This window comes from Bacillus sonorensis NBRC 101234 = KCTC 13918, assembly GCF_001592005.1.
Classification (GTDB): domain Bacteria; phylum Bacillota; class Bacilli; order Bacillales; family Bacillaceae; genus Bacillus; species Bacillus sonorensis.
Genome location: NZ_BCVZ01000001.1, coordinates 554,795 through 574,685, shown reverse-complemented (window position 1 = coordinate 574,685; position 19,891 = coordinate 554,795). Strand labels below are relative to the sequence as shown.

Annotated in this window: 19 protein-coding genes and 1 pseudogene; 16 read left to right on the top strand and 4 right to left on the bottom strand. The window is 39.6% G+C overall.

The window, feature by feature from the left end; translation table 11 throughout:
- The first annotated feature begins 417 nt into the window (after positions 1-417).
- From walR to BTR1S_RS02615, 16 genes are all read left to right on the top strand, one after another.
- Positions 418-1,125: a cell wall metabolism DNA-binding response regulator WalR gene (gene walR, locus BTR1S_RS02685; protein ID WP_006639794.1), complete on the top strand. Its 708-nt coding sequence runs from the start codon at positions 418-420 to the stop codon at positions 1,123-1,125.
- A gap of 7 nt (positions 1,126-1,132) precedes the next feature.
- Complete coding sequence (gene walK / locus BTR1S_RS02680) at positions 1,133-2,977, top strand: cell wall metabolism sensor histidine kinase WalK (protein WP_006639793.1); 1,845 nt, start codon at positions 1,133-1,135, stop codon at positions 2,975-2,977.
- Positions 2,967-4,331: a YycH family regulatory protein gene (locus tag BTR1S_RS02675; protein ID WP_029419797.1), complete on the top strand. Its 1,365-nt coding sequence runs from the start codon at positions 2,967-2,969 to the stop codon at positions 4,329-4,331. Before walK ends, BTR1S_RS02675 begins: the two co-directional genes overlap by 11 nt.
- Positions 4,318-5,160, top strand: coding sequence for a two-component system regulatory protein YycI (locus tag BTR1S_RS02670; protein ID WP_006639791.1), 843 nt, complete (start codon positions 4,318-4,320; stop codon positions 5,158-5,160). The genes BTR1S_RS02675 and BTR1S_RS02670 overlap by 14 nt, the downstream gene beginning before the upstream one ends.
- Positions 5,161-5,174: 14 nt before the next feature.
- Positions 5,175-5,969, top strand: coding sequence for an exodeoxyribonuclease YycJ (yycJ, locus tag BTR1S_RS02665; RefSeq protein ID WP_006639790.1), 795 nt, complete (start codon positions 5,175-5,177; stop codon positions 5,967-5,969).
- An 82-nt stretch (positions 5,970-6,051) separates the two neighbouring features.
- Complete coding sequence (locus BTR1S_RS02660) at positions 6,052-7,269, top strand: S1C family serine protease (protein WP_006639789.1); 1,218 nt, start codon at positions 6,052-6,054, stop codon at positions 7,267-7,269.
- A 291-nt stretch (positions 7,270-7,560) separates the two neighbouring features.
- On the top strand, positions 7,561-8,412 hold the full coding sequence (locus BTR1S_RS02655; RefSeq protein ID WP_029419796.1) for an SAM hydrolase/SAM-dependent halogenase family protein: 852 nt from the start codon (positions 7,561-7,563) through the stop codon (positions 8,410-8,412).
- Between the two features lie 238 nt (positions 8,413-8,650).
- Positions 8,651-9,121: a hypothetical protein gene (locus tag BTR1S_RS02650; protein WP_006639787.1), complete on the top strand. Its 471-nt coding sequence runs from the start codon at positions 8,651-8,653 to the stop codon at positions 9,119-9,121.
- Between the two features lie 18 nt (positions 9,122-9,139).
- Complete coding sequence (locus BTR1S_RS02645) at positions 9,140-9,625, top strand: GNAT family N-acetyltransferase (RefSeq protein WP_006639786.1); 486 nt, start codon at positions 9,140-9,142, stop codon at positions 9,623-9,625.
- Positions 9,626-10,009: 384 nt separating this feature from the next.
- On the top strand, positions 10,010-10,510 hold the full coding sequence (locus tag BTR1S_RS02640) for a DUF4234 domain-containing protein (protein ID WP_006639785.1): 501 nt from the start codon (positions 10,010-10,012) through the stop codon (positions 10,508-10,510).
- A gap of 191 nt (positions 10,511-10,701) precedes the next feature.
- Positions 10,702-10,860: a CxxH/CxxC protein gene (locus BTR1S_RS21545; protein ID WP_003177948.1), complete on the top strand. Its 159-nt coding sequence runs from the start codon at positions 10,702-10,704 to the stop codon at positions 10,858-10,860.
- Positions 10,861-10,940: 80 nt separating this feature from the next.
- Positions 10,941-11,420: a 23S rRNA (pseudouridine(1915)-N(3))-methyltransferase RlmH gene (gene rlmH / locus BTR1S_RS02635; protein WP_029419794.1), complete on the top strand. Its 480-nt coding sequence runs from the start codon at positions 10,941-10,943 to the stop codon at positions 11,418-11,420.
- A 105-nt stretch (positions 11,421-11,525) separates the two neighbouring features.
- Positions 11,526-12,638: a DUF262 domain-containing protein gene (locus tag BTR1S_RS02630; protein WP_029419793.1), complete on the top strand. Its 1,113-nt coding sequence runs from the start codon at positions 11,526-11,528 to the stop codon at positions 12,636-12,638.
- Positions 12,628-13,284: an MAE_28990/MAE_18760 family HEPN-like nuclease gene (locus BTR1S_RS02625; RefSeq protein ID WP_029419792.1), complete on the top strand. Its 657-nt coding sequence runs from the start codon at positions 12,628-12,630 to the stop codon at positions 13,282-13,284. Before BTR1S_RS02630 ends, BTR1S_RS02625 begins: the two co-directional genes overlap by 11 nt.
- A gap of 194 nt (positions 13,285-13,478) precedes the next feature.
- Positions 13,479-14,984 (top strand): Eco57I restriction-modification methylase domain-containing protein, encoded by a 1,506-nt coding sequence (locus BTR1S_RS02620; protein ID WP_029419791.1) that lies wholly within the window; start codon positions 13,479-13,481, stop codon positions 14,982-14,984.
- Entirely contained in the window at positions 14,965-15,915 is a 951-nt protein-coding gene (locus tag BTR1S_RS02615) for a BsuBI/PstI family type II restriction endonuclease (RefSeq protein WP_029419790.1), read from the top strand. The genes BTR1S_RS02620 and BTR1S_RS02615 overlap by 20 nt, the downstream gene beginning before the upstream one ends.
- A 181-nt stretch (positions 15,916-16,096) precedes the next feature.
- Here BTR1S_RS02615 and BTR1S_RS02610 read toward each other — a convergent pair.
- From BTR1S_RS02610 to BTR1S_RS02595, 4 genes and pseudogenes are all read right to left on the bottom strand, one after another.
- A pseudogene (locus tag BTR1S_RS02610) lies at positions 16,097-16,372 on the bottom strand (GIY-YIG nuclease family protein); the annotation flags it as partial.
- Positions 16,373-16,868: 496 nt separating this feature from the next.
- Positions 16,869-17,873 carry a FecCD family ABC transporter permease gene (locus BTR1S_RS02605; protein WP_006639773.1) on the bottom strand — a complete coding sequence of 335 codons (1,005 nt, stop codon included), beginning with the start codon at positions 17,871-17,873 and terminating at the stop codon, positions 16,869-16,871.
- Positions 17,870-18,880: a FecCD family ABC transporter permease gene (locus BTR1S_RS02600; protein WP_029419788.1), complete on the bottom strand. Its 1,011-nt coding sequence runs from the start codon at positions 18,878-18,880 to the stop codon at positions 17,870-17,872. The genes BTR1S_RS02605 and BTR1S_RS02600 overlap by 4 nt, the downstream gene beginning before the upstream one ends.
- An 86-nt stretch (positions 18,881-18,966) precedes the next feature.
- Positions 18,967-19,887: an iron-hydroxamate ABC transporter substrate-binding protein gene (locus BTR1S_RS02595; RefSeq protein WP_006639771.1), complete on the bottom strand. Its 921-nt coding sequence runs from the start codon at positions 19,885-19,887 to the stop codon at positions 18,967-18,969.
- Positions 19,888-19,891 lie beyond the last annotated feature (4 nt).

Genomic DNA, 19,891 nt, shown 5'->3' with positions numbered 1-19,891 from the left:
TTTAAAGCGCGTCTGCTTTTTGCAGATGCGTTTTTCTTATAGATAAAATGAAAATGTTTGAAAAGATGCGGGAAGTTTGTGAGAGAGAAAAAAAGGGAGGCCGGGCAGCCGGCCAAAGAAGAAGACGTTACTATATAGACGATTAAAAACAAAAGATGTTTCACTTTTCAGTAAAAAAAGTAACGGAAATTTAATTGTTGTGATGGAAACTGAAAAAATGTAATCATGGCAATATTTCCAATTCCTTTCCCTTGAACTATTTTTTTAATTTTTGTCTCATAAACGTTATAATGTATAAGAAATCTATTTTGAGATTGTGATTTGTCATGTGCTTATCCAATGAACTTGAAATATAAAAAAATCATACGGCAGCTTTTATATGCTGTGCATTCAACTCTGAACGAGGAGGAAATGATAATGGATAAAAAGATACTTGTTGTAGATGATGAAAAGCCCATTGCCGACATTTTAGAATTTAATTTGAAAAAAGAGGGCTATGACGTCCATTGTGCTTATGACGGCAATGAAGCGCTGGAGATGGTCGAGGAGCTGAACCCTGATTTAATTCTTCTCGATATCATGCTTCCGAATAAAGACGGTGTGGAGGTTTGCCGTGAAGTTCGCAAAAAATATGACATGCCCATCATCATGCTGACCGCGAAAGATTCCGAAATCGATAAGGTTATCGGCCTTGAGCTCGGTGCTGACGACTATGTGACAAAGCCTTTCAGCACCCGCGAGCTTTTAGCCCGTGTCAAAGCGAACCTCAGACGGCAGAACACGGCGGCGCCTGCGGAAGAAGAACCGGCTTCAAACGAAATCCAAATCGGCTCGCTCGTCATCTTTCCCGATGCCTATGTTGTGTCAAAACGCGATGAGACAATCGAACTGACTCACAGGGAATTCGAGCTGCTGCACTACCTTGCAAAACATATCGGACAAGTCATGACCCGCGAACATTTGCTGCAAACGGTTTGGGGCTATGATTATTTCGGAGATGTCCGGACAGTGGACGTCACCGTTCGCCGCCTCCGCGAAAAAATTGAGGATAACCCGAGCCATCCGAGCTGGATCGTGACGAGACGCGGTGTCGGCTATTACTTGAGAAACCCTGAACAGGACTAATGCCCAAATGAATAAAGTCGGTTTTTTTCGATCCATTCATTTTAAGTTTACTTTAATATATGTTTTGCTGATTATCGTCGCGATGCAGATTATCGGCGTGTACTTTGTAAGGGCAATGGAGGACAACCTTCTCAGGTCTTATAAGGATTCTCTTGATCAGCGGGTGAACAATCTGTCGTACTATCTTGAACAGGAAATGACGAAAGACAGAAGCACCGAATCCTCTACAACATTGAAGGAAGATGCTGAGCGGATATTAAATGATTTCAGCAAGGAAGGCGAAATTCTCGAAGTCAGCCTGATTGATAAAAGCTATGAAGTCATCGCAACCTCCAACCCATACAATCGGGAGGTAGCGGGCAAAAAGACAACTGAAGGAATTATAAAAAGGACATTGCTTGTCGGTCTGCCATATGAAAATAAATTTTTTGATCCGGAACGGGACAGCAAAGTGCGTATTTCCGTCACTCCGATTAAAAAAGCCAATCAAGAGACGATCGGAGCCATTTATGTCGTGGCTTCCATGGATGATGTCTATAATCAAATCCGGACGATCAACATGATTTTAGCGTCAGGAACTATACTTGCGCTTGGCATCACTGCCTTTTTGGGAGTGTTTGTGGCGCGAACCATTACCCATCCGCTATCAGACATGCGAAAACAGGCAATTGAACTGGCGAAAGGGAACTTCTCCCGGAAAGTCAGGAAATATGGAAATGATGAAATCGGTCAGCTTGCAACGACCTTTAATTATTTAACGAGAGAGCTGAAAGAAGCTCAGTCGATGACGGAAGGCGAACGAAAAAAACTTTCGTCTGTGATCGCCTATATGACGGACGGAGTTATCGCGACAAACCGCAATGGCGCGATCATTTTATTAAATACACCGGCTCTCGAACTTTTAAACGTTTCACGTGAAACAGCTCTCGAAATGCCGATTACCTCATTGCTTGGACTTGATGACGAATATACGTTTGAAGATTTAGTCGAACAGCAGGATTCTCTCATTCTTGAAATCGATCAGGAAGAAAGGACATCTGTACTTCGCGTCAACTTCTCAGTGATTCAAAAAGAGCACGGAAAAATCGACGGATTGATTGCTGTTATCTACGATGTCACAGAACAGGAGCAGATTGATCAAGAGCGGAGAGAATTTGTGGCAAACGTGTCCCATGAGCTCAGAACACCGCTTACGACGATGCGAAGCTATTTAGAAGCGCTTGCGGATGGAGCTTTGCAGGACCCGAATATCGCGCCGCGTTTCCTGAATGTAGCGCAAAATGAAACAGAGCGAATGATCAGGCTCGTCAATGACCTATTGCAGCTTTCAAAGTTCGACAGCAAAGACTATCAATTTAATAAGGAATGGATTCACTTTATCCGCTTCTTCTCTCTCATTATTGAGCGTTTTGAAATGACAAAGGAACAGCATGTCGACTTTATCAGCCATCTGCCTGACAGAGATTTGTATGTTGAAATCGATCCTGACAAAATTACGCAGGTGCTGGATAATATTATTTCAAACGCATTGAAATATTCTCCTGAAGGCGGCCATATTACATTTTCCGTCGATGTCAATGAAGAAGAAGAGCTGCTTTATGTCAGTGTCAAAGATGAAGGTGTCGGCATTCCGAGAAAGGATATGGAGAAGATTTTCGAACGCTTCTATCGTGTAGACAAAGCGAGAACAAGAAAGCTCGGCGGAACCGGTCTTGGTCTGGCGATTGCAAAAGAAATGGTACAGGCTCACGGCGGAGACATCTGGGCCGACAGCATCGAAGGAAAAGGAACAACGATCACATTTACCCTGCCGTATAAAGAAGAACAAGAGGATGATTGGGATGAAGCGTGAAACAATAAAAACGATAGTACTGTCCCTTTTAGTGCTGATCAGTCTTCTTTTTACCCTTAACATTTGGGGATTCCAGGGGAATTATGAGAAAGTTGAAGACTCTAAGGCACAGGTCAGCGACAAGCAGCCGATTGCAAATCAGACCAAATTATTAAACGAAGCGGTTAAGCCGCAGCAAATGTTCATCCATGACAATGGTAAACACTATTTGATGAATGATTTAACGCTTTATTCCCAGCTGTGGGATGATATGAGCCGCTGGGAAATAAAATCGCTCAAAGATATTTCAGACGATTTTGGCAAACAGCAGTTCAAAGATTGGCTTTATGCCAAAAATAAAACGGCCAAATTGGATCTCGTCTTTAGCGACAGCATTCCGATTGACGTTTTGCAGCCTCTGTTCAAATGGAGTGCAAATTCTTATGAATATAATTCTTTTGACAGGATCGTCCTGCCGTTCAATGGAGGAAGCGGCACGAAAAAGATATATTTTGTGTCATTCAGCAAAGAAACGGTTGTTGAAGCTGAGGTGGAATCAGCCAATTATCGAAACATCCTGTCTGAGATCAACAAAGAAAAATCGCAGATGCCGGTCTACAAGGCTTATCAGATTAATTCCAGACGAGATGTGCTGCTTCCGGTTAATAAACTAAAGCTGACTGAAAAAGAGTACTTTACAGAAACGATCAGCCCAAGTCGTTTTAAAAACGCTCTGTTTGAAGATCCTCAAACCGTGCGGGAGGAAACCAATTTAAACAGGCCCGTTTATTCGGATGGGACGAGCCTTCTGGAGATCTACTCGAATAACAGACAGGTGAAATTCCAGCACCGCAACATGGAACCGAGCTCATCCTATCAAAACGGAGAGCTGATTAATAAAAGCTTTAAATATTTAAATGATACAGGAAGCTGGACCGACGACTATCAGTTTTTCAGCTTGAATGAAAATCAGCAGATCAGCTTTTATCTGTACATGGATCAGCTGCCGGTCGTCAACAGTCAAAGCCAGCCATTCGGAACGACGTCCATTGATATTCGCTGGGCGAATAATGACATCCTTGACTACAAACATCCAAGCTATGTTCTCGGGGCAAACTCAAACCCGCTGAGCAAAAAAAGCAAAGAAATCATGAACGGCAAGGAATTAATCGACTACTTGCGGGAACATGATGAGTATAACTTCGATAACATTGAACAAATTTTTCCTGCTTATGAAATGGTTTCGGTGTCCAGTGAGCAAGACCCGGTTGTCAAGCTTGTACCGACATGGTGCATTAAAATAAACGGCACAGTCCAACCCGTTTCCAAGGAAGATGCAGCGGTGAAGGAGGGCGCGAAAAATGGAGTGGAATAGAACAAAAACGATCTTCATCATCGTCTTCCTCATCCTTGACATCTTTTTGGCTTTTCAATATTTAGATAAACGCAGGATCAATCAGTTCCCGATTTTAGAAAAATCGACACTGCAGGAAGATATGAAAGCTGATCATATTACTTACAACAATTTGTCAAAGGAATCACAAAAAGGTTCTTCAATTTCAGCGCAAAAAAAAGTATTTAAACAGAGCGAGATTAAATCGCTGAAAGGGCAGAAACCGTTAATGGACACTTCTAAAAGTGATTCCCTGACAGAAATAAAAATGGCCTTTTCAGAGCCTATTCCTCTTCCGAAAACGGATATGGAGACAAAAGCAAGGGAAATTGTCAATCAGCAGGTGATAAACGGCAGCAAGTATAAGCTGTGGCGAGTCGATAAGTCGCAAAAGCAGATCATCTTCTTTCAAACCTATAAAGGGGATTATATTTTTCAGGATCAAAACGACAATGCCAATAATGAAATCGGTGAAGTCGTTCTGTTTTACAATGATAAAAATGAAGTTGTTCGGTATAAGCAGTCGATGCTGAAAGAAATCAAAGAAGTCAAAACGGAAAATCTAATTTCCGCTGTAGGTGCGGTTGAAGCGTTATATTATCCGGACTACCTAAAGCCTAACAGTAAAGTTAAAAAGACCGAGCTGGGATATTTCACGCAATATCCTTTGGCAAGCGCGCAAATTTTCGTACCGGTTTGGCGGATCGAAGTACAGCGCAAAACGGACGAAGCCGTAATACATGAAGAGTTTATCGTAGATGCACGGGACGGAGCCGTTCTTCTATCACAGGAGAAAAAGGAAAAATCGTAATGGAGTGAGAAACCATGAGCCTGCAATTTAGCGTACTTGCAAGCGGGAGTACGGGGAATGCATTTTATTTGGAAACCGATGACCACGCTTTTTTAGTAGACGCAGGACTTAGCGGGAAAGCAATTGAAGGGCTGATGGCACAAATCGACCGCAGCCTGGACGGCCTTGACGGGATTTTTGTCACTCATGAGCACAGCGACCATATTAAAGGACTCGGTGTACTGGCCAGAAAATATCAGCTGCCCGTTTATGCGAATGAAAAGACATGGAAGGCGATGGAGGGGCATATCGGCAATATCGATAACGGCCAAAAATTCGTGTTCCAAATGGAAACGGTCAAATCATTCGGTTCCCTTGATGTTGAATCATTTGGCGTTTCCCATGATGCGGCAGAACCGATGTTCTACGTGTTTCATTACAATGGACGAAAGCTTGCGCTGATTACGGATACAGGGTATGTCAGCGACAGAATGAAGGGCATCATCCGCTCAGCCAATGTCTTTGTGTTTGAAAGCAATCACGATGTCGGTATGCTGCAAATGGGCCGCTACCCTTGGAATATTAAGCGCCGGATTTTAAGCGATGTCGGTCATGTGTCAAATGAGGATGCCGCGCTTGCCATGACAGATGTCATCGGTGATGAGACGTCGCGGATTTACTTAGCCCATTTAAGCCAGGATAACAACATGAAGGAGCTCGCCAGAATGTCTGTGCAGCAAACCCTTGCCGCGAAGGGATTTATGACAGGCGAAACGTTTGATTTATATGACACAGATCCCAAAAAGCCGACACCTCTTGCGGCGGTGTAAATTTTTCGGAATCCATGATTAATCTGACAGTTTCTGATCCACACTATATACATATATCGTTCCTTGAAAGGATTTGAATATAGTGGAGTTTAATCATGATGAGGAAAAATACGTTCACGAAAAGCCGTCAAGAAATTGGAAAAGCTTTTTGTTTTCAAGTCTGATCGGTGCCGTGATCGGGGCCCTGTTGACGGTATTTGCCCTGCCGTATCTCTCAGAACAAGGGCTTTTGCCGTACAATCTCCAAGTCATCGAATCGGATGGAGGACAAGGACAAAGGGCCGGACAGGGCGGAGCTGTCCGCAATGTCTCGGTCAATGTGAATAATGAGGTCACCCAGGTCGTCTCGAAAGTGTCTGATTCAGTTGTCGGCGTCATCAATATTCAAAAAACAGGCGTCTGGGATGAAACAGGTGAAGCCGGGACCGGTTCAGGAGTCATTTACAAAAAGGACGGAAGTACGTCACATATCGTGACAAACCACCATGTCATTGAAGGAGCTTCCCAAATTGAAGTCAGCCTGAATGATGGAACGAGAATTCCGGCGAAGCTGATCGGCAGTGACAAACTGATGGATCTTGCCGTTCTTCAGGTAAAAAGCAATAAAATAAAAGCTGCCGCCGTTTTCGGAAACTCCGATAAAGTCAAAACGGGCGAGCCGGTGATAGCGATTGGAAACCCGCTAGGCCTCCAATTCTCGGGATCTGTCACACAAGGAATCATATCGGGAACCGAGCGCGCCGTTCCGGTTGATTCGGATGGAGACGGCCAACCGGATTGGAATGCCGAAGTTTTGCAGACGGATGCGGCAATTAACCCCGGGAACAGCGGCGGAGGACTGTTTAATATCGATGGAAAAGTGATCGGCATCAACTCGATGAAAATCGCCGAAAGCGCCGTCGAAGGCATCGGGCTGAGCATTCCGGCAAATCTTGCGCTTCCGGTCATTAACGATTTGGAAACATACGGAGAAGTGAGACGCCCGTATCTCGGAATCGAAATGAAGTCACTCGGCGACATTGCCAGCTATCATTGGCAAGAAACGCTTAAACTGCCGAACGATGTAACATCAGGTGTAGTCGTCATGGGCGTGCAGCCATTGTCTCCGGCCGGGAGAGCGGGGCTGAAAGAGTTGGATGTGATCGTTGAATTTGACGGCGGACGGGTATACGATATCGTCGATCTTCGCAAAAAGCTGTATACCAAAAAAGTCGGCGACACTGTAAGAGTAAAGTATTACCACGGCGGAAAAGAAAAAACGACAAAAGTAAAACTGACGCGATCCAAGTTGGGAAGCTAATTATGAACAGTCTGGTCTTCAAGGCCAGGCTGTTTTTTTGTATGCGTCCATTATGAAATGAGAGAGGTCGTTCGTCAAAAGTGTAAAAAATAATTTTCATCATAAAAATGATAGTTCCTGGAATTAAATATCTTTTTTCCTGAATGGCTTTCTTATTTTTGAACCCCCGAAAGAACATTTTAAGAAAAAAACGGACAAGCCGTCGTATTGCGTTTCAATTCGCTGTACTGTATGATGATCTTAATATTTTGACAAGGTTGATATTAAGATCGGGACGGAAAGGGAGATAGAATGAGTCAGCATGCACTTGTCTTGCAATCGGATTTTGGCATTGACGACGGAGCTGTCAATGCGATGTACGGAGTGGCTTATTCAGTTGACAGTTCAATCCGGATTTTCGATGTAACGCACAATATCCCAGTGTTCCATATTTGGGAGGCTTCATACCGTTTACTGCAGACGGTTTCTTATTGGCCGGAAGGGACGGTATTCGTATCTGTCGTCGATCCCGGCGTCGGTTCGGAACGCCGCAGCGTGGCAGTCAGAACAAGTACAAATCAATATATTATTACACCGGATAACGGCACCCTCACCCATATTAAACAGAAAATCGGCATCGCTGAAGCCCGGCATCTTGATGAGACGCAAAACAGACTTCCGGAATCCGGAGAGTCGCACACCTTCCATGGCCGCGACATTTATGCCTATACAGGAGCAAGGCTCGCATCAGGCGTGATCCGCTTCGATCAAATCGGCCCTGAAGTTTTACCTGAATCCCTCATCAAACTTCCTGTTATGGAAGCCTTTATAGAAGATGAATGGATAACGGGAACGATTGATATTTTGGATGTACGCTTCGGGAATCTATGGACGAATATCAGCCGCCGGCTTTTCAGCAAGTTAGACATTCGTTACGGGGACGCTTTAAACGTCATCATTACACATGGGACAAATCAAGTCTATTGCCAAACGATCGTTTTTGGCCGTTCTTTTGCCGACATACCAGTGGGAGAACCGCTTGTATATGTGAATTCGTTGGACAATTTGGGCGTTGCAATCAATCAGGGTTCCTTTGCCGAAGTATATGATATCGGGACCGGAATCAACTGGCGGATTTCATTGCGCAAAGCGCGGCAGGATTAAACAATCTGGATGGATATTCAGATTGTTTTTCATGCTTATATCATAAAAGAAGAAAAGAGGGCCTGTTTCGGCAGGTCACCGGAATGGAAATTATGACAAAAATGGTACAATTGTCTTAGTGGTACATAAGCCTTATTGTCTAAAATCCGGAAAAGGAATATATTGATGAGGTGTGCCGCTATTATAAAAATATTCATTCAGTTCATTTGTTTGGAAAACCAATGTCCGGAGGAATGAGATGAACGACAATGTACCGATGGCTATGAAAGCGTTGTCTAGCATGAAAAGCAAAAGTATGATATCCGTTTTTGTTCTGTGTGTTGTCACCTTGGGAATTTACATTCCATACTGGTTTCTCTCAAGGAAAAAAGTGTTTGAACTGCTGCCATATCTTGATATTCCCTACACCACCCTAAAAGTCATGATCGTCTATCATTTATGTACAATCCCACTAAGAATCTCAGCTGCCATTGTATTTACGGAGATGCACTACAGCCTGTTCCTTTTGCTGCACAGAATCACGATCATCTTGTCTGCAGCGGTTTTGATCTACTGCGCACTTTCAGTAACGGCAGCCATCAATAAGCTGTCTGGCGATGAACCAAAAAAAGGAACCGTTTTTGCTTTCCTATTGAACGTCTTTTACATACAGCATAGAATCAACAAATTTTCTGAGCCGAAGCGAGGGTATATCACAAAAGCTTCGTAAATAAGGAAGTGAGGCCACTTGGTAAAATCGAATTCTGTATTGTCTCTGTCCCCCATGTCCAAAAAGGATTTTACAGCCTATAGCACATACTCAATCGAGCATTACGCCATTGAAAAAGTAAAAGCTGGCACATGGACTGCGGCGGAGGCAGTGGCAAAAGCGGAAGAACAAATTCAACAGCTTTTGCCAAACGGAACGGAGACCGCCAACCATCATCTTTTCTCGATTGTAAATGAACAAGGGGAAGTCATGGGATGGGCCTGGTTTTATGCCGACCCGCACCACCCGCTAAAAGAAGCGTTTATTTACGATTTTGGGCTGTATGAAGCGTTCCGCGGCCAAGGAAACGGACAGCAGGCTCTCGCCGCCCTGGAAGAGCAAGCAAAGCGGTTAGGAGTGAAAAAACTGTCCCTTCATGTATTTGCCCATAATAAAACCGCAAGACACTTATATGAAAAGATGAATTTTGAGGTTACAGATCTGAATATGAGCAAATGGCTGTAAAAAGGAAGGATGAAAGCTGACACAAGCTTTGATCCTTTTATTTTGAGCGGGTACAATATAAAAGAAACACAAAACAGTTATATAGGCCTGTGTTATGTTACAAAACGTAAAGTTTTCTGTTGAATACTGAAAAATAAACTGCATGATGCCCTATTAATAAACGTATATTAACAAACAAAAATGACAAAAGAATCGAAACCAAAGTCTTATGTCATTCAAGAAAAACAATAAAGGAATACATAGACCTAAAAATATCCCACTTTCTAACTCATTATTACTTTGATTTATCCAGTATTTTATAGTACCTTTTTACATAGCAAGTGGAAAACAATACATTCAAAGGATAAAAAGACCGAAAGTTTCAAGAAAGAAGTGGATCAAACAATGAATGAGGAACGAAAATTAGCGGAATTTCCGAGGATCCGGATCATCCATATGATTGTTTTAACAATCGTCACCTTCGGAATGTATATCCCATATTGGTTTCTGTCACGAAGACAGGCTCTTGAACGGCTTCAAATCAAGCTCCCCTATGTAGCCATAAAAGTTACTGTGCTCTTATTTGCGTTTTCAATTTTAGAGCTTTTTTGGACATCTTCTCTCATATCTATTCAGCGTATGTGGGGAGAAGACATTTTACCTATTCAGGATTACCCTTTGCTGCTTCCGTTACATCCTGAGGACAGTTTTTTAAGTGAGTTTGGCTTTTTGCTGTTTACGATCGTGAATATTTGCAGCAGTTTCAACATCAGAAGCGGTTTTAAAAAGCAGCTCTCAAATCAACCGGTAAATGGCTGGTTTACTTTCTTGTTTCACATTTGGTATCTTCAGCGGATCATAAATAAACATGCCGCACTCGATGCTTCAGAACAAGAAACAGCATGACAGAGGGATATGTAAGCATTGGCGCAAATACAGCCAATGCTTTTTTCAGTTATCCAGAAGACGAGTATGATTGTTGTGGATAAATAAAGGATATGAGTGCAATCACCTATTAACATGTTAATAAATAGGGTATATTGGATAAGGGGCCTTTTTAAAAAAAGCCCAATGAAGCAAATATTGGAGGTACACTCATGAAATCTTGTGAGGAACATATTGAAACCGTCATTGACATGTATGTAGATGAAGAAGAATTAGCCCCAGAAATCAGAAAAATCGAACATACACACAGTTTATCCACAACCTGTGAATTGTGCGATAAGCCAGCAGTATATATAGTGGGGAACGAATGATCGGACACAAAATACACAACCTTTATCCACAATTGTGGATAATATATATGAATAACTTGTTCTTAAAGTGGGGATGACCTGTGAATATATCAATCGTAGCAATCGGAAAACTAAAAGAAAAATATTTAAAACAAGGAATCGACGAATACATAAAACGGCTTTCCGCATACGCAAAAGTCGACATCATCGAACTGCCGGACGAAAAAGCGCCGGAAAACCTAAGCGAGCAGGACATGAAAATCATCAAAGACAAAGAAGGCGAACGAATCCTCTCCAAAATCAGCCCCGACGCCCACGTCATCGCCTTGGCAATCGAAGGAAAAATGAAAAGTTCGGAAGAATTAGCCGATAATATGGATAGACTCGCCACATATGGAAAGAGCAAGGTAACCTTCGTCATCGGCGGCTCGCTCGGCTTGAGCGACGCCGTCCTGAGGCGTGCGGATGAGAAGCTGTCGTTTTCAAGGATGACGTTCCCTCATCAACTGATGAGGCTGATTTTGCTGGAGCAGGTTTATCGGGCGTTTCGGATTAATCGGGGGGAGCCTTATCATAAGTGAAGGTTATTGATAAACTTAGTATAAGTTAAAAGTTATCAATTTTTTAAGTTCAAAGGGAAATAGATTTTTGTCATAATAAGGGTAAAGAATAATTGGAGTGATAACATGAGCTTAGAAAAAGAAATCGAAGCGAGTATTAATGAAATTAAAACAGATTCATATAGTATGTCGATTGGAGAAGTAGCTAATTTATATAAGGAAGGAGATATTGAAATCTTTCCAGAATATCAAAGATACTTCAGGTGGAACTTAACACAAAAATCGGACCTCATAGAATCAATAATATTAGGGATACCAATCCCTCCTATTTTTGTAGCACAAGAAGCTTCAGGCAAATGGGATGTAATAGACGGACTTCAAAGAATTAGTACAATACTTGAATTTATGGGAATTTTAAAGAAAAGAAACAATACAGAAGAATTCTATGAAGCTAGCAAAATGACTAAAACTAAGTTCTTACCTTCATTGGAAGGAAAGTGGTGGGAGAATAAACATGATACGGCAAATAGTTTGAGTGCGGATTTAAGAAGAAAGATTAAAAGAAGTAAGTTGGATTTTATTATTATTGATAGTACAGCCAATCCAAAGGCTAAGTATGAAATGTTCCAAAGATTAAATACAAATAGTTCCCAACTTACAGACCAAGAGATAAGAAACTGCCTAATGCTAATGGTTAATCCTAAGTATTATGAAATAGTTAATTCCTTAGCAGAGGATACATTGTTAAAAACGTTATTGTCCTTAACTCCAAAATATTTAGAAGAGCAATATGATAAAGAGTTAATAGTGAGGTATATTATAGCTCGCTCTGCAAATTTAGAAGAAATAAATCTACAACAGGATATAGGTATTTATTTAACTGAGGAATTAATGAACTTAATGGAATTAAATGAAGCTGATTTAAACCAATATGTTAAGGACTTTAAAAAGGCAATAGAGTTATTAAATGAAGCTTTAGGAGACAAGGCTTTTAAAAAGTATAATCAAGAGAAAGATAACTTTTTAGGTGGATTTTCACTTAGCATGTATGAAGTGCTCATAGTTGGGCTGAGTGAAAATAATGATATATGGAAAAATACGGACAAACTCAAAGAAGTAATAAAACAAATACCAAACAATAGTAGATTTGAACATGCCACTACAAGAGGAAAAAGACCAATTGCAAGGTTCCAAGAATTAACTAGGCTATCACGGGAATTATTTAAAAATGAAGATTAGAGATATAGAAAATCTGGAAGAAAGAATAGATAGAGATTTTGCATGGAGGAAAATGGAACTACTGCAGTTGAAAATGGCTATAGAGAATAATAATGTAGCTCTTTCCAAAAAAACTCTTGTGCGAAGTGGAGTTGCTTTATTATGTGCTCATTGGGAAGGATTTATACGAAGCGTCGCAAATTACTACGTGGTCTATATATGCAGTCAAAAAATAAAATATAAAAATTTAAAGGAGAATTTTTTAGCATTTAAAATAAAGAAAGATGTTCAATTAAGTGGAGGGTCACAGAAAAATTCCGTCCATACTAAATTTTTATTAAAATTGGAGAGTCTTAAAGAAGAAGTGTTTAATATTAAATATGATGATAAACCTTTTCAAAGAATAATTAACACAGATTCTAATCTGAATTTTGAATTGTTTGATGAAATAATAAAGAGTATAGGATTAAATAATATCTATGAAACAAAAAAAAATTATATAGATAACGAAATGCTAAAATATAGGCATGAAATAGTACATGGTGAAAGCTATAAAGATACAGAATATAATTTTACAGAAGTATATAATCAGGTACTGTCTATTATGGAAAGTTTTAAAAGTCAAGTTATTGAAGCAGCTGAGAAAAAAGAATATTTAAAAATATAGGCATTGAAGAGATTCTGTGTAAAATAGAAATGTATTGAATTTAAAAGGATTGAAGAATAAAAAAAGAACATGGCTTGACTAATTCTAATTGTGATAAACCCTGTTGAAAGTACCAGCAGGGTTTATTGTGTTAATCATAACAAAAGATGATAAAATAAAAAAGCAAACACGTATTAAAATTAAGGAGTGCTACCATGACTCAAATTCTAGAAACAGTTGAAAAGTCAAGATTAACTGTTAACCCATTACTTAAGAATAAGTCTGAGTTGGGTCAATTTTTTACACCTTTAAGTATCTCTAAATTTATGGCTTCGCTGTTTAGTAAAGATAAATTAAATAATCCCAAAGTTTTGGATGCGGGAGCAGGAATAGGATCTCTAACTAGTGCCTTCTTGGCTAGATTAATTTCAGAAAACATTGGTAAAGCTGATCTTCATTTGTTGGAAATCGATGAAATGTTAGAGCCTTATTTGTCTGAAACACTTGCTTTATTCAAAGATGATATTGAAATTAATTCACAAATTATTATTGATGATTTTATTGAGTGGGCAGCGTTTAGTTTACTGGATAAAGAGAGTTTACTTGCAAAAGATAAGCAGCGGTTTACTCATGCTATCTTAAATCCGCCATATAAAAAAATAAAAAGTAATTCCAATCATAGAAAACTTTTAAGAAAAGCAGGAATCGAAACTGTAAACTTATATTCAGCATTTGTAGCTCTAACAGTTGATTTAATGTCTGATGGTGGTGAAATAGTATTTATTATACCAAGGAGCTTCTGTAATGGCCCATATTTTCGTAATTTTAGACAACACTTATTGAACAAAACCTCAATTAAACATATGCATTTGTTTGAGTCTAGGGACAAGGCATTTAAGGATGATGAAGTATTACAAGAAAATGTAATAATGAAGCTAGAAAAGGGAACTGCGCAAGAAGATGTTACAATATCTATCTCAACAGATGATAGCTTTTCTGATTATAAGGAGTATAGGTATCCATTCGAGAAAATTGTCCAACCAAATGATATTGAAAAGTTTATTCATATAAACACAACCAATGAGGAAACTCTTATTGAGAAGCACCCAAATGTTTGTTATTCCTTGGAGGAACTAAATATTGAGGTTTCAACAGGACCAGTTGTAGATTTTAGAGTAAAAGAAAATCTAAGAGAAATGCCAGAAGAAGGAACTGTTCCATTGTTTTATCCAAATCACTTTGTTGGGGCAAGTGTAGAGTACCCCAAGGTGATGAAAAAGCCTAACGCAATCATTAGAAATGAAAAGGTTGAAAAGTGGCTTTACCCTAATGGGCATTATGTTGTTGTTAAAAGGTTTTCTTCAAAAGAAGAAAAACGTCGAATAGTAGCAGGAGTATTAACACCAGAGAGTGTACACGATCCAGTTGTTGGTTTTGAGAACGGACTTAATGTACTCCACTATAATAAGAGTGGAATTTCTAAAGAAGTAGCATATGGTCTTTATGCCTATCTTAACTCAACCCCAGTAGATAAGTATTTCAGAATTTTTAATGGTCATACTCAGGTAAATGCTACTGACCTTAGAACAATGAAATTTCCTAGTCGAGATATCCTAATAAGTTTAGGTAAATGGGTAATAAAAAATAAAGAAAATGTAGGGCAGGTTGAAATAGATAGTAAGTTGGAGGAGTTGTTATTAAGTGACCGAAGGAATGCATAGTAACGTCAAAGAAGCAATAAATATTCTTAAAGAATTAGGTTTGCCTAAGGGGCAGCAAAATGAACGTTCAGGTCTATGTTTATTAGCTTTAATGAATTTAACTCAAGATAAGACATGGTCGGAAGCTGAAAGTCCTCTTATTGGTATAACACCAATGATGGAATTTTGTCGAATCAATTATGGAAAAGAATATGCACCAAATAGTCGAGAAACTTTTAGAAGATTTACTATGCACCAGTTTGTAGATGCTGGAATTGCTTTGTATAACCCTGATAAACCGACAAGGCCTGTTAATAGTCCGAAGGCAGTATATCAAATAGAAGCGGAAACTTTAGAACTTATTAAGTGCTACAATACAGAAGAATGGAGTGAATTACTAGCCCGATACTTATCTAACAGACAAACATTGGTAGAAAGGTATGCTAAAGAGAGACAGCAGAATAAAATACCTATACAAATAGCAGAAGGTAAAGAGATTTATATAACTCCAGGAGAGCACAGCAAGTTAATTAAGGCAATTATAGAAGAATTTGCACCACGTTATGTACCAGGAGGCAGATTAATTTATGCTGGTGATACTGGTGAAAAGATGGGTTATTTCGATGAAGAATTATTAAGACAGTTAGGGGTAGTTATAGACTCTCATGGAAAAATGCCTGATGTAGTGATTTATTTTCCAGAGAAAAAATGGCTTCTACTCATTGAAGCGGTAACTAGTCACGGTCCAGTAGACCATAAGCGTCATGAAGAATTAGCCAAATTATTTAAAGGTTCAACTGCGGGAATAGTTTATGTGACTGCATTCCCTAATCGTTCATTAATGGCAAGATACCTAAATGACATTTCTTGGGAGACGGAAGTGTGGGTAGCTGACGCACCGTCACATCTAATTCATTTTAATGGTGTTCGTTTCTTAGGCCCATACGAATAATTTTAATTTGACTCATTCTGAAGATAACTAAGTTTTAGAATAAGAACTGGAGTTCTTATTCTGTGAAACATTAATCCCTAATTCTAACTTGAAGAATTAGGGATATTTTATTGAGGGAGGCCGAGTATTATGAGAAGTGAGAAGAAGAGTTCAGCCAAAATATTAAACCTAGTTTCTATAAATAGTTAATTAAATTCGACTCGATATTGTATGTCGCAGACTGGTGAAATTTCTCATGCCCGATTAATATAAAACGATTCAAATTCTTTCGCTTTTTATCATCTATATGATTCTTCAAACGCCGTGCAGCTTGAACCGTTTGCCCAATATATGCAGTCGGCTTCTTTTTCTCATTATAAAGGATGTACACAATCGGATAGTTATTTAAATGCAGTGCTTTTACAACATTCACATGATCTGAAGTAAATTCTCTCTTTTCAAACACAAGTTCATTCATTGTTTCTGCCTCTGAATCTCTTTTTTAAAATAATAGTACCATATTTATGGCAGCCTATTGATATAAGTATGCAAATATTTTCCGGAGAAAGAGTCAGAAAAAGCGCCGTACGGTTGTCACGGACTCTACGATGACAAGGAAGCAGCTATAACAAACGGTTTTTTGTTGAAATAAAACTTAGTAGCAAGCCTCGATAAGAGGTGGCTGTTAATAAGATCAGAACGGCATTGGATCAAAGAATTAAACATGACCGCGAGCTGCGGAAGCAGTGTTGCTTGAACAATTTATCATGATATGGAGAAATCAGGTGGGGAGCGTATCATAAGTAAATGAGGTTTTTTAGATTTTCACTCTAATAGATAAAAGAGGTCGTCTGAAAAGAGAAAACTCCTCCCTTTCATACCACCTCTGCAAAATGGACTACCAAAGGGTTTGATTTAATGGGTCCAAATAAATTTTTAGAGCCTTATTGGGACAGCCTCGTTTTTATGGATTTTTACTTTTTCAATAACAAATAAATAAAATAAGGTGCCCCGATGATTGAGACCATGATTCCAGCCGGTATAGTGGTTTCAATGATATTGCGTCCGATTGTGTCAGCGAATAATAATAACCAACCGCCAAGTAGAATAGCAACAGGGATAAATAGTTGGTTTCTGGGTCCTACTAAAGTTTTTGCGATATGTGGGGCCATTAATCCGATAAAGGAAATACCTCCTGTGACAGAAACGGCAGCAGCCGCTAATGCGACAGCTGTTAAAAGCAAAACGATCCGCTCCCTTTCAATGGAAACCCCAACTCCAATGGTTACAGGCTCGCTTAATCCTAATAGATTTAGTCGATTTGCTTTGTACAAAGTAAACGGAATCAAGATGACTAACCAAGGCAGGAGAGCCCCAATAAATGGCCAATCTGAACCCCAAATATTTCCTGCCAGCCATTTGGCGATGAAATCAACTTTTGTCCGTTCAGCAGAAGAAATAATGACAATCATAGCTCCGGAAAGTGCAGTTGAGAATCCGACTCCGATGAGGACTAAGCCGATAGGTTGCATACCGCTCTTTTTGTTATAGGCTAATAGATAAATGAAGAAGCCCGTTATAATTGCACCTATAAAGCCAACAATTGGAATCATATAAACAAATGATCCAGCTTCAGCTGGGAAAAATAAAAAGAAAACGGCAATGGCAACCCCAGCACCGGAATTAATCCCAATAATGCCTGGATCAGCTAAATCATTTTTTGTGATTCCTTGCAAAATAGCACCTGATATAGCAAGTGCCATCCCAGCTAATAAAGTAATCAATATTCGAGGCAATCGAATAGAATATAATATAAATTCCTCTTTAAAGGTTCCTTGACCTAATAGAGTGTGGATGAGTCTGTCAAAAGATAAACTAGCAGACCCTATCCCCGTCCCAATAATAGCTGTAGCTATGATGAGTATGAGAGAAATCGATAAAATAATACGCTGTTTTTTGATTAATGCTGAATGTATCATGAGAGTGTTTTTCCTCCCTTTCGGACAATGATCAGGAAGAACGGTAAACCTAGCATAGCGACAATGGCTATAACAGGTGTTTCATATGGTGCATTTAAGGTACGGCCAAGTGTATCAGCAAATAGCATAAAAGTAGCTCCGCAAGTTGCAGACATTGGTAAAATAAAACGATAATCGGTTCCAACAATTGCCCGAACAATATGAGGAATCATAAGACCGATAAAGGTCATATTGCCAACCAGAGCAACAGATGCTCCCGCGAGAATGATAATGACAATAAATAGAAGGATTTTAATTCTGATGATATTTTGGCCTAAGCCAACTGCAACTTCTTCATTTAAGCTGAGAATGGTAAGTTGTCTTGAAAGAAAAAAGGAAACAACAATTCCAATGATAATAAAAGGTACGATGATTTGCAGTTGATTCCAAGTTGTTCCAACCATCCCTCCTGCTGTCCACATCGAGATATCTTTAGAAATTTTAAAATAAAGGCCAAGCCCTTCAGCAATGGCGTATAAAAAGGCGGAAACAGCAGAACCCGCTAATACAATACGGAAAGGAGAGAATCCGCCTTTTTTCATCGAACCAATTCCAAAAACCAGCAAGGCACCGATTGCGGCTCCAATAAAACAGGCAACCATCGTCAAAAAGTAATTGGCTGATGGAATGAAAGCGATCGTAACAGCCAATGCTGCATAAGCCCCGGCAGATAATCCTAGTAAACCTGGATCAGCAAGTGGGTTTCTTGTTATACCTTGCATGATTGCACCAGAGACAGCAAGAGCTGCGCCAACAAAAATGGCAGCTATTTCACGAGGTAACCGAATATCACGGATAAGCGAAATATGATCACCGGTTGCAGAAGACGAAAGAGCCAACCATACATCTTCAACTGAGACGGCTGCAGCTCCAAATACCATTGCCATAAAAAACATACCAATAAACACTAGAATTCCTAAGATCAGTTTGAAGGCAAATGAGGTAAAAGATTGAGTTTTTCTTATCATAAAGCTCGTCATTTTCCTTTCTTAGAATGGGAAAGGGGCTGCCCTTTCCGGCCAACCCCTTTCAATAGACCTCTACTTTTCCAGTCTTAGTTTCCTAGAAACGCTTTTTTAAAGAATGCTAGTTGCTTTTCAAGTGTGATTGGGTCAGTGAATGATGCGCCTTCGCCTTGCATTTCAATGACATGTCCATTTTGCACAGCAGGAATGTTCTTGTATGTGTCTGTTTCTTGGAAAGATGTATTCGCATCAGAGTACTTACTTAAAATGACATAATCTCCCGCATATTTTGGAAGCACTTCAGCTGATAACGTATAATACCCTGCTTTTAATGCGTCTTCCTTTACTTTTTCAGGCATATTTAGTTTCATCGTTTGATATAAGATTTCTGTACCGCGCGCCCAGTTATTACCGTAAACATAAAGGTCTTTCCCATATGCTTCAATAACAGATACAGTTGAATTCTTGCCAATTTTTGTACGAATATCTTCTCCGATTTCTTCTGCCCGATGCTTAAAGTCGTCAACCCATGCTTGGGCTTCTTTTTCTTTGTTTAGTAGCTTGCCAATTTCCACGTGTTGAGTTAAATAATCTACTTTTCCCCATGTATAAGTAACAGTTGGTGCTATCTCATTTAATTTGTCTAAATTTTTTACCGTTGATAACGCGATGATTAAATCTGGCTCTAATTCAATAATTTTTTCTAGGTCATCTTCTGAAACTTCTTGAACATCTTTTAACTTTTCTTTAAAGGTTGGATTGTTTTTAGACCAAGTGTCTACACCGACAACGTTGACTCCTAAATCTAACACATTTCCGGTGTACCCTGAAAGCATAACAACTCTTTGTGGATCGGCTGGAACTTCAATGGGTCCTGTTTCCGCTTGGTATGTAATCGTTTTAGATTCTTTTTTTGTTGAGCCGCTATCCTTTGTTGCTGACTCTTCATTGCCGCATGCACTAATAATAAGAGTTAGCAATAGCAAAAACGGGATTAATAGTTTCTTCATGCTC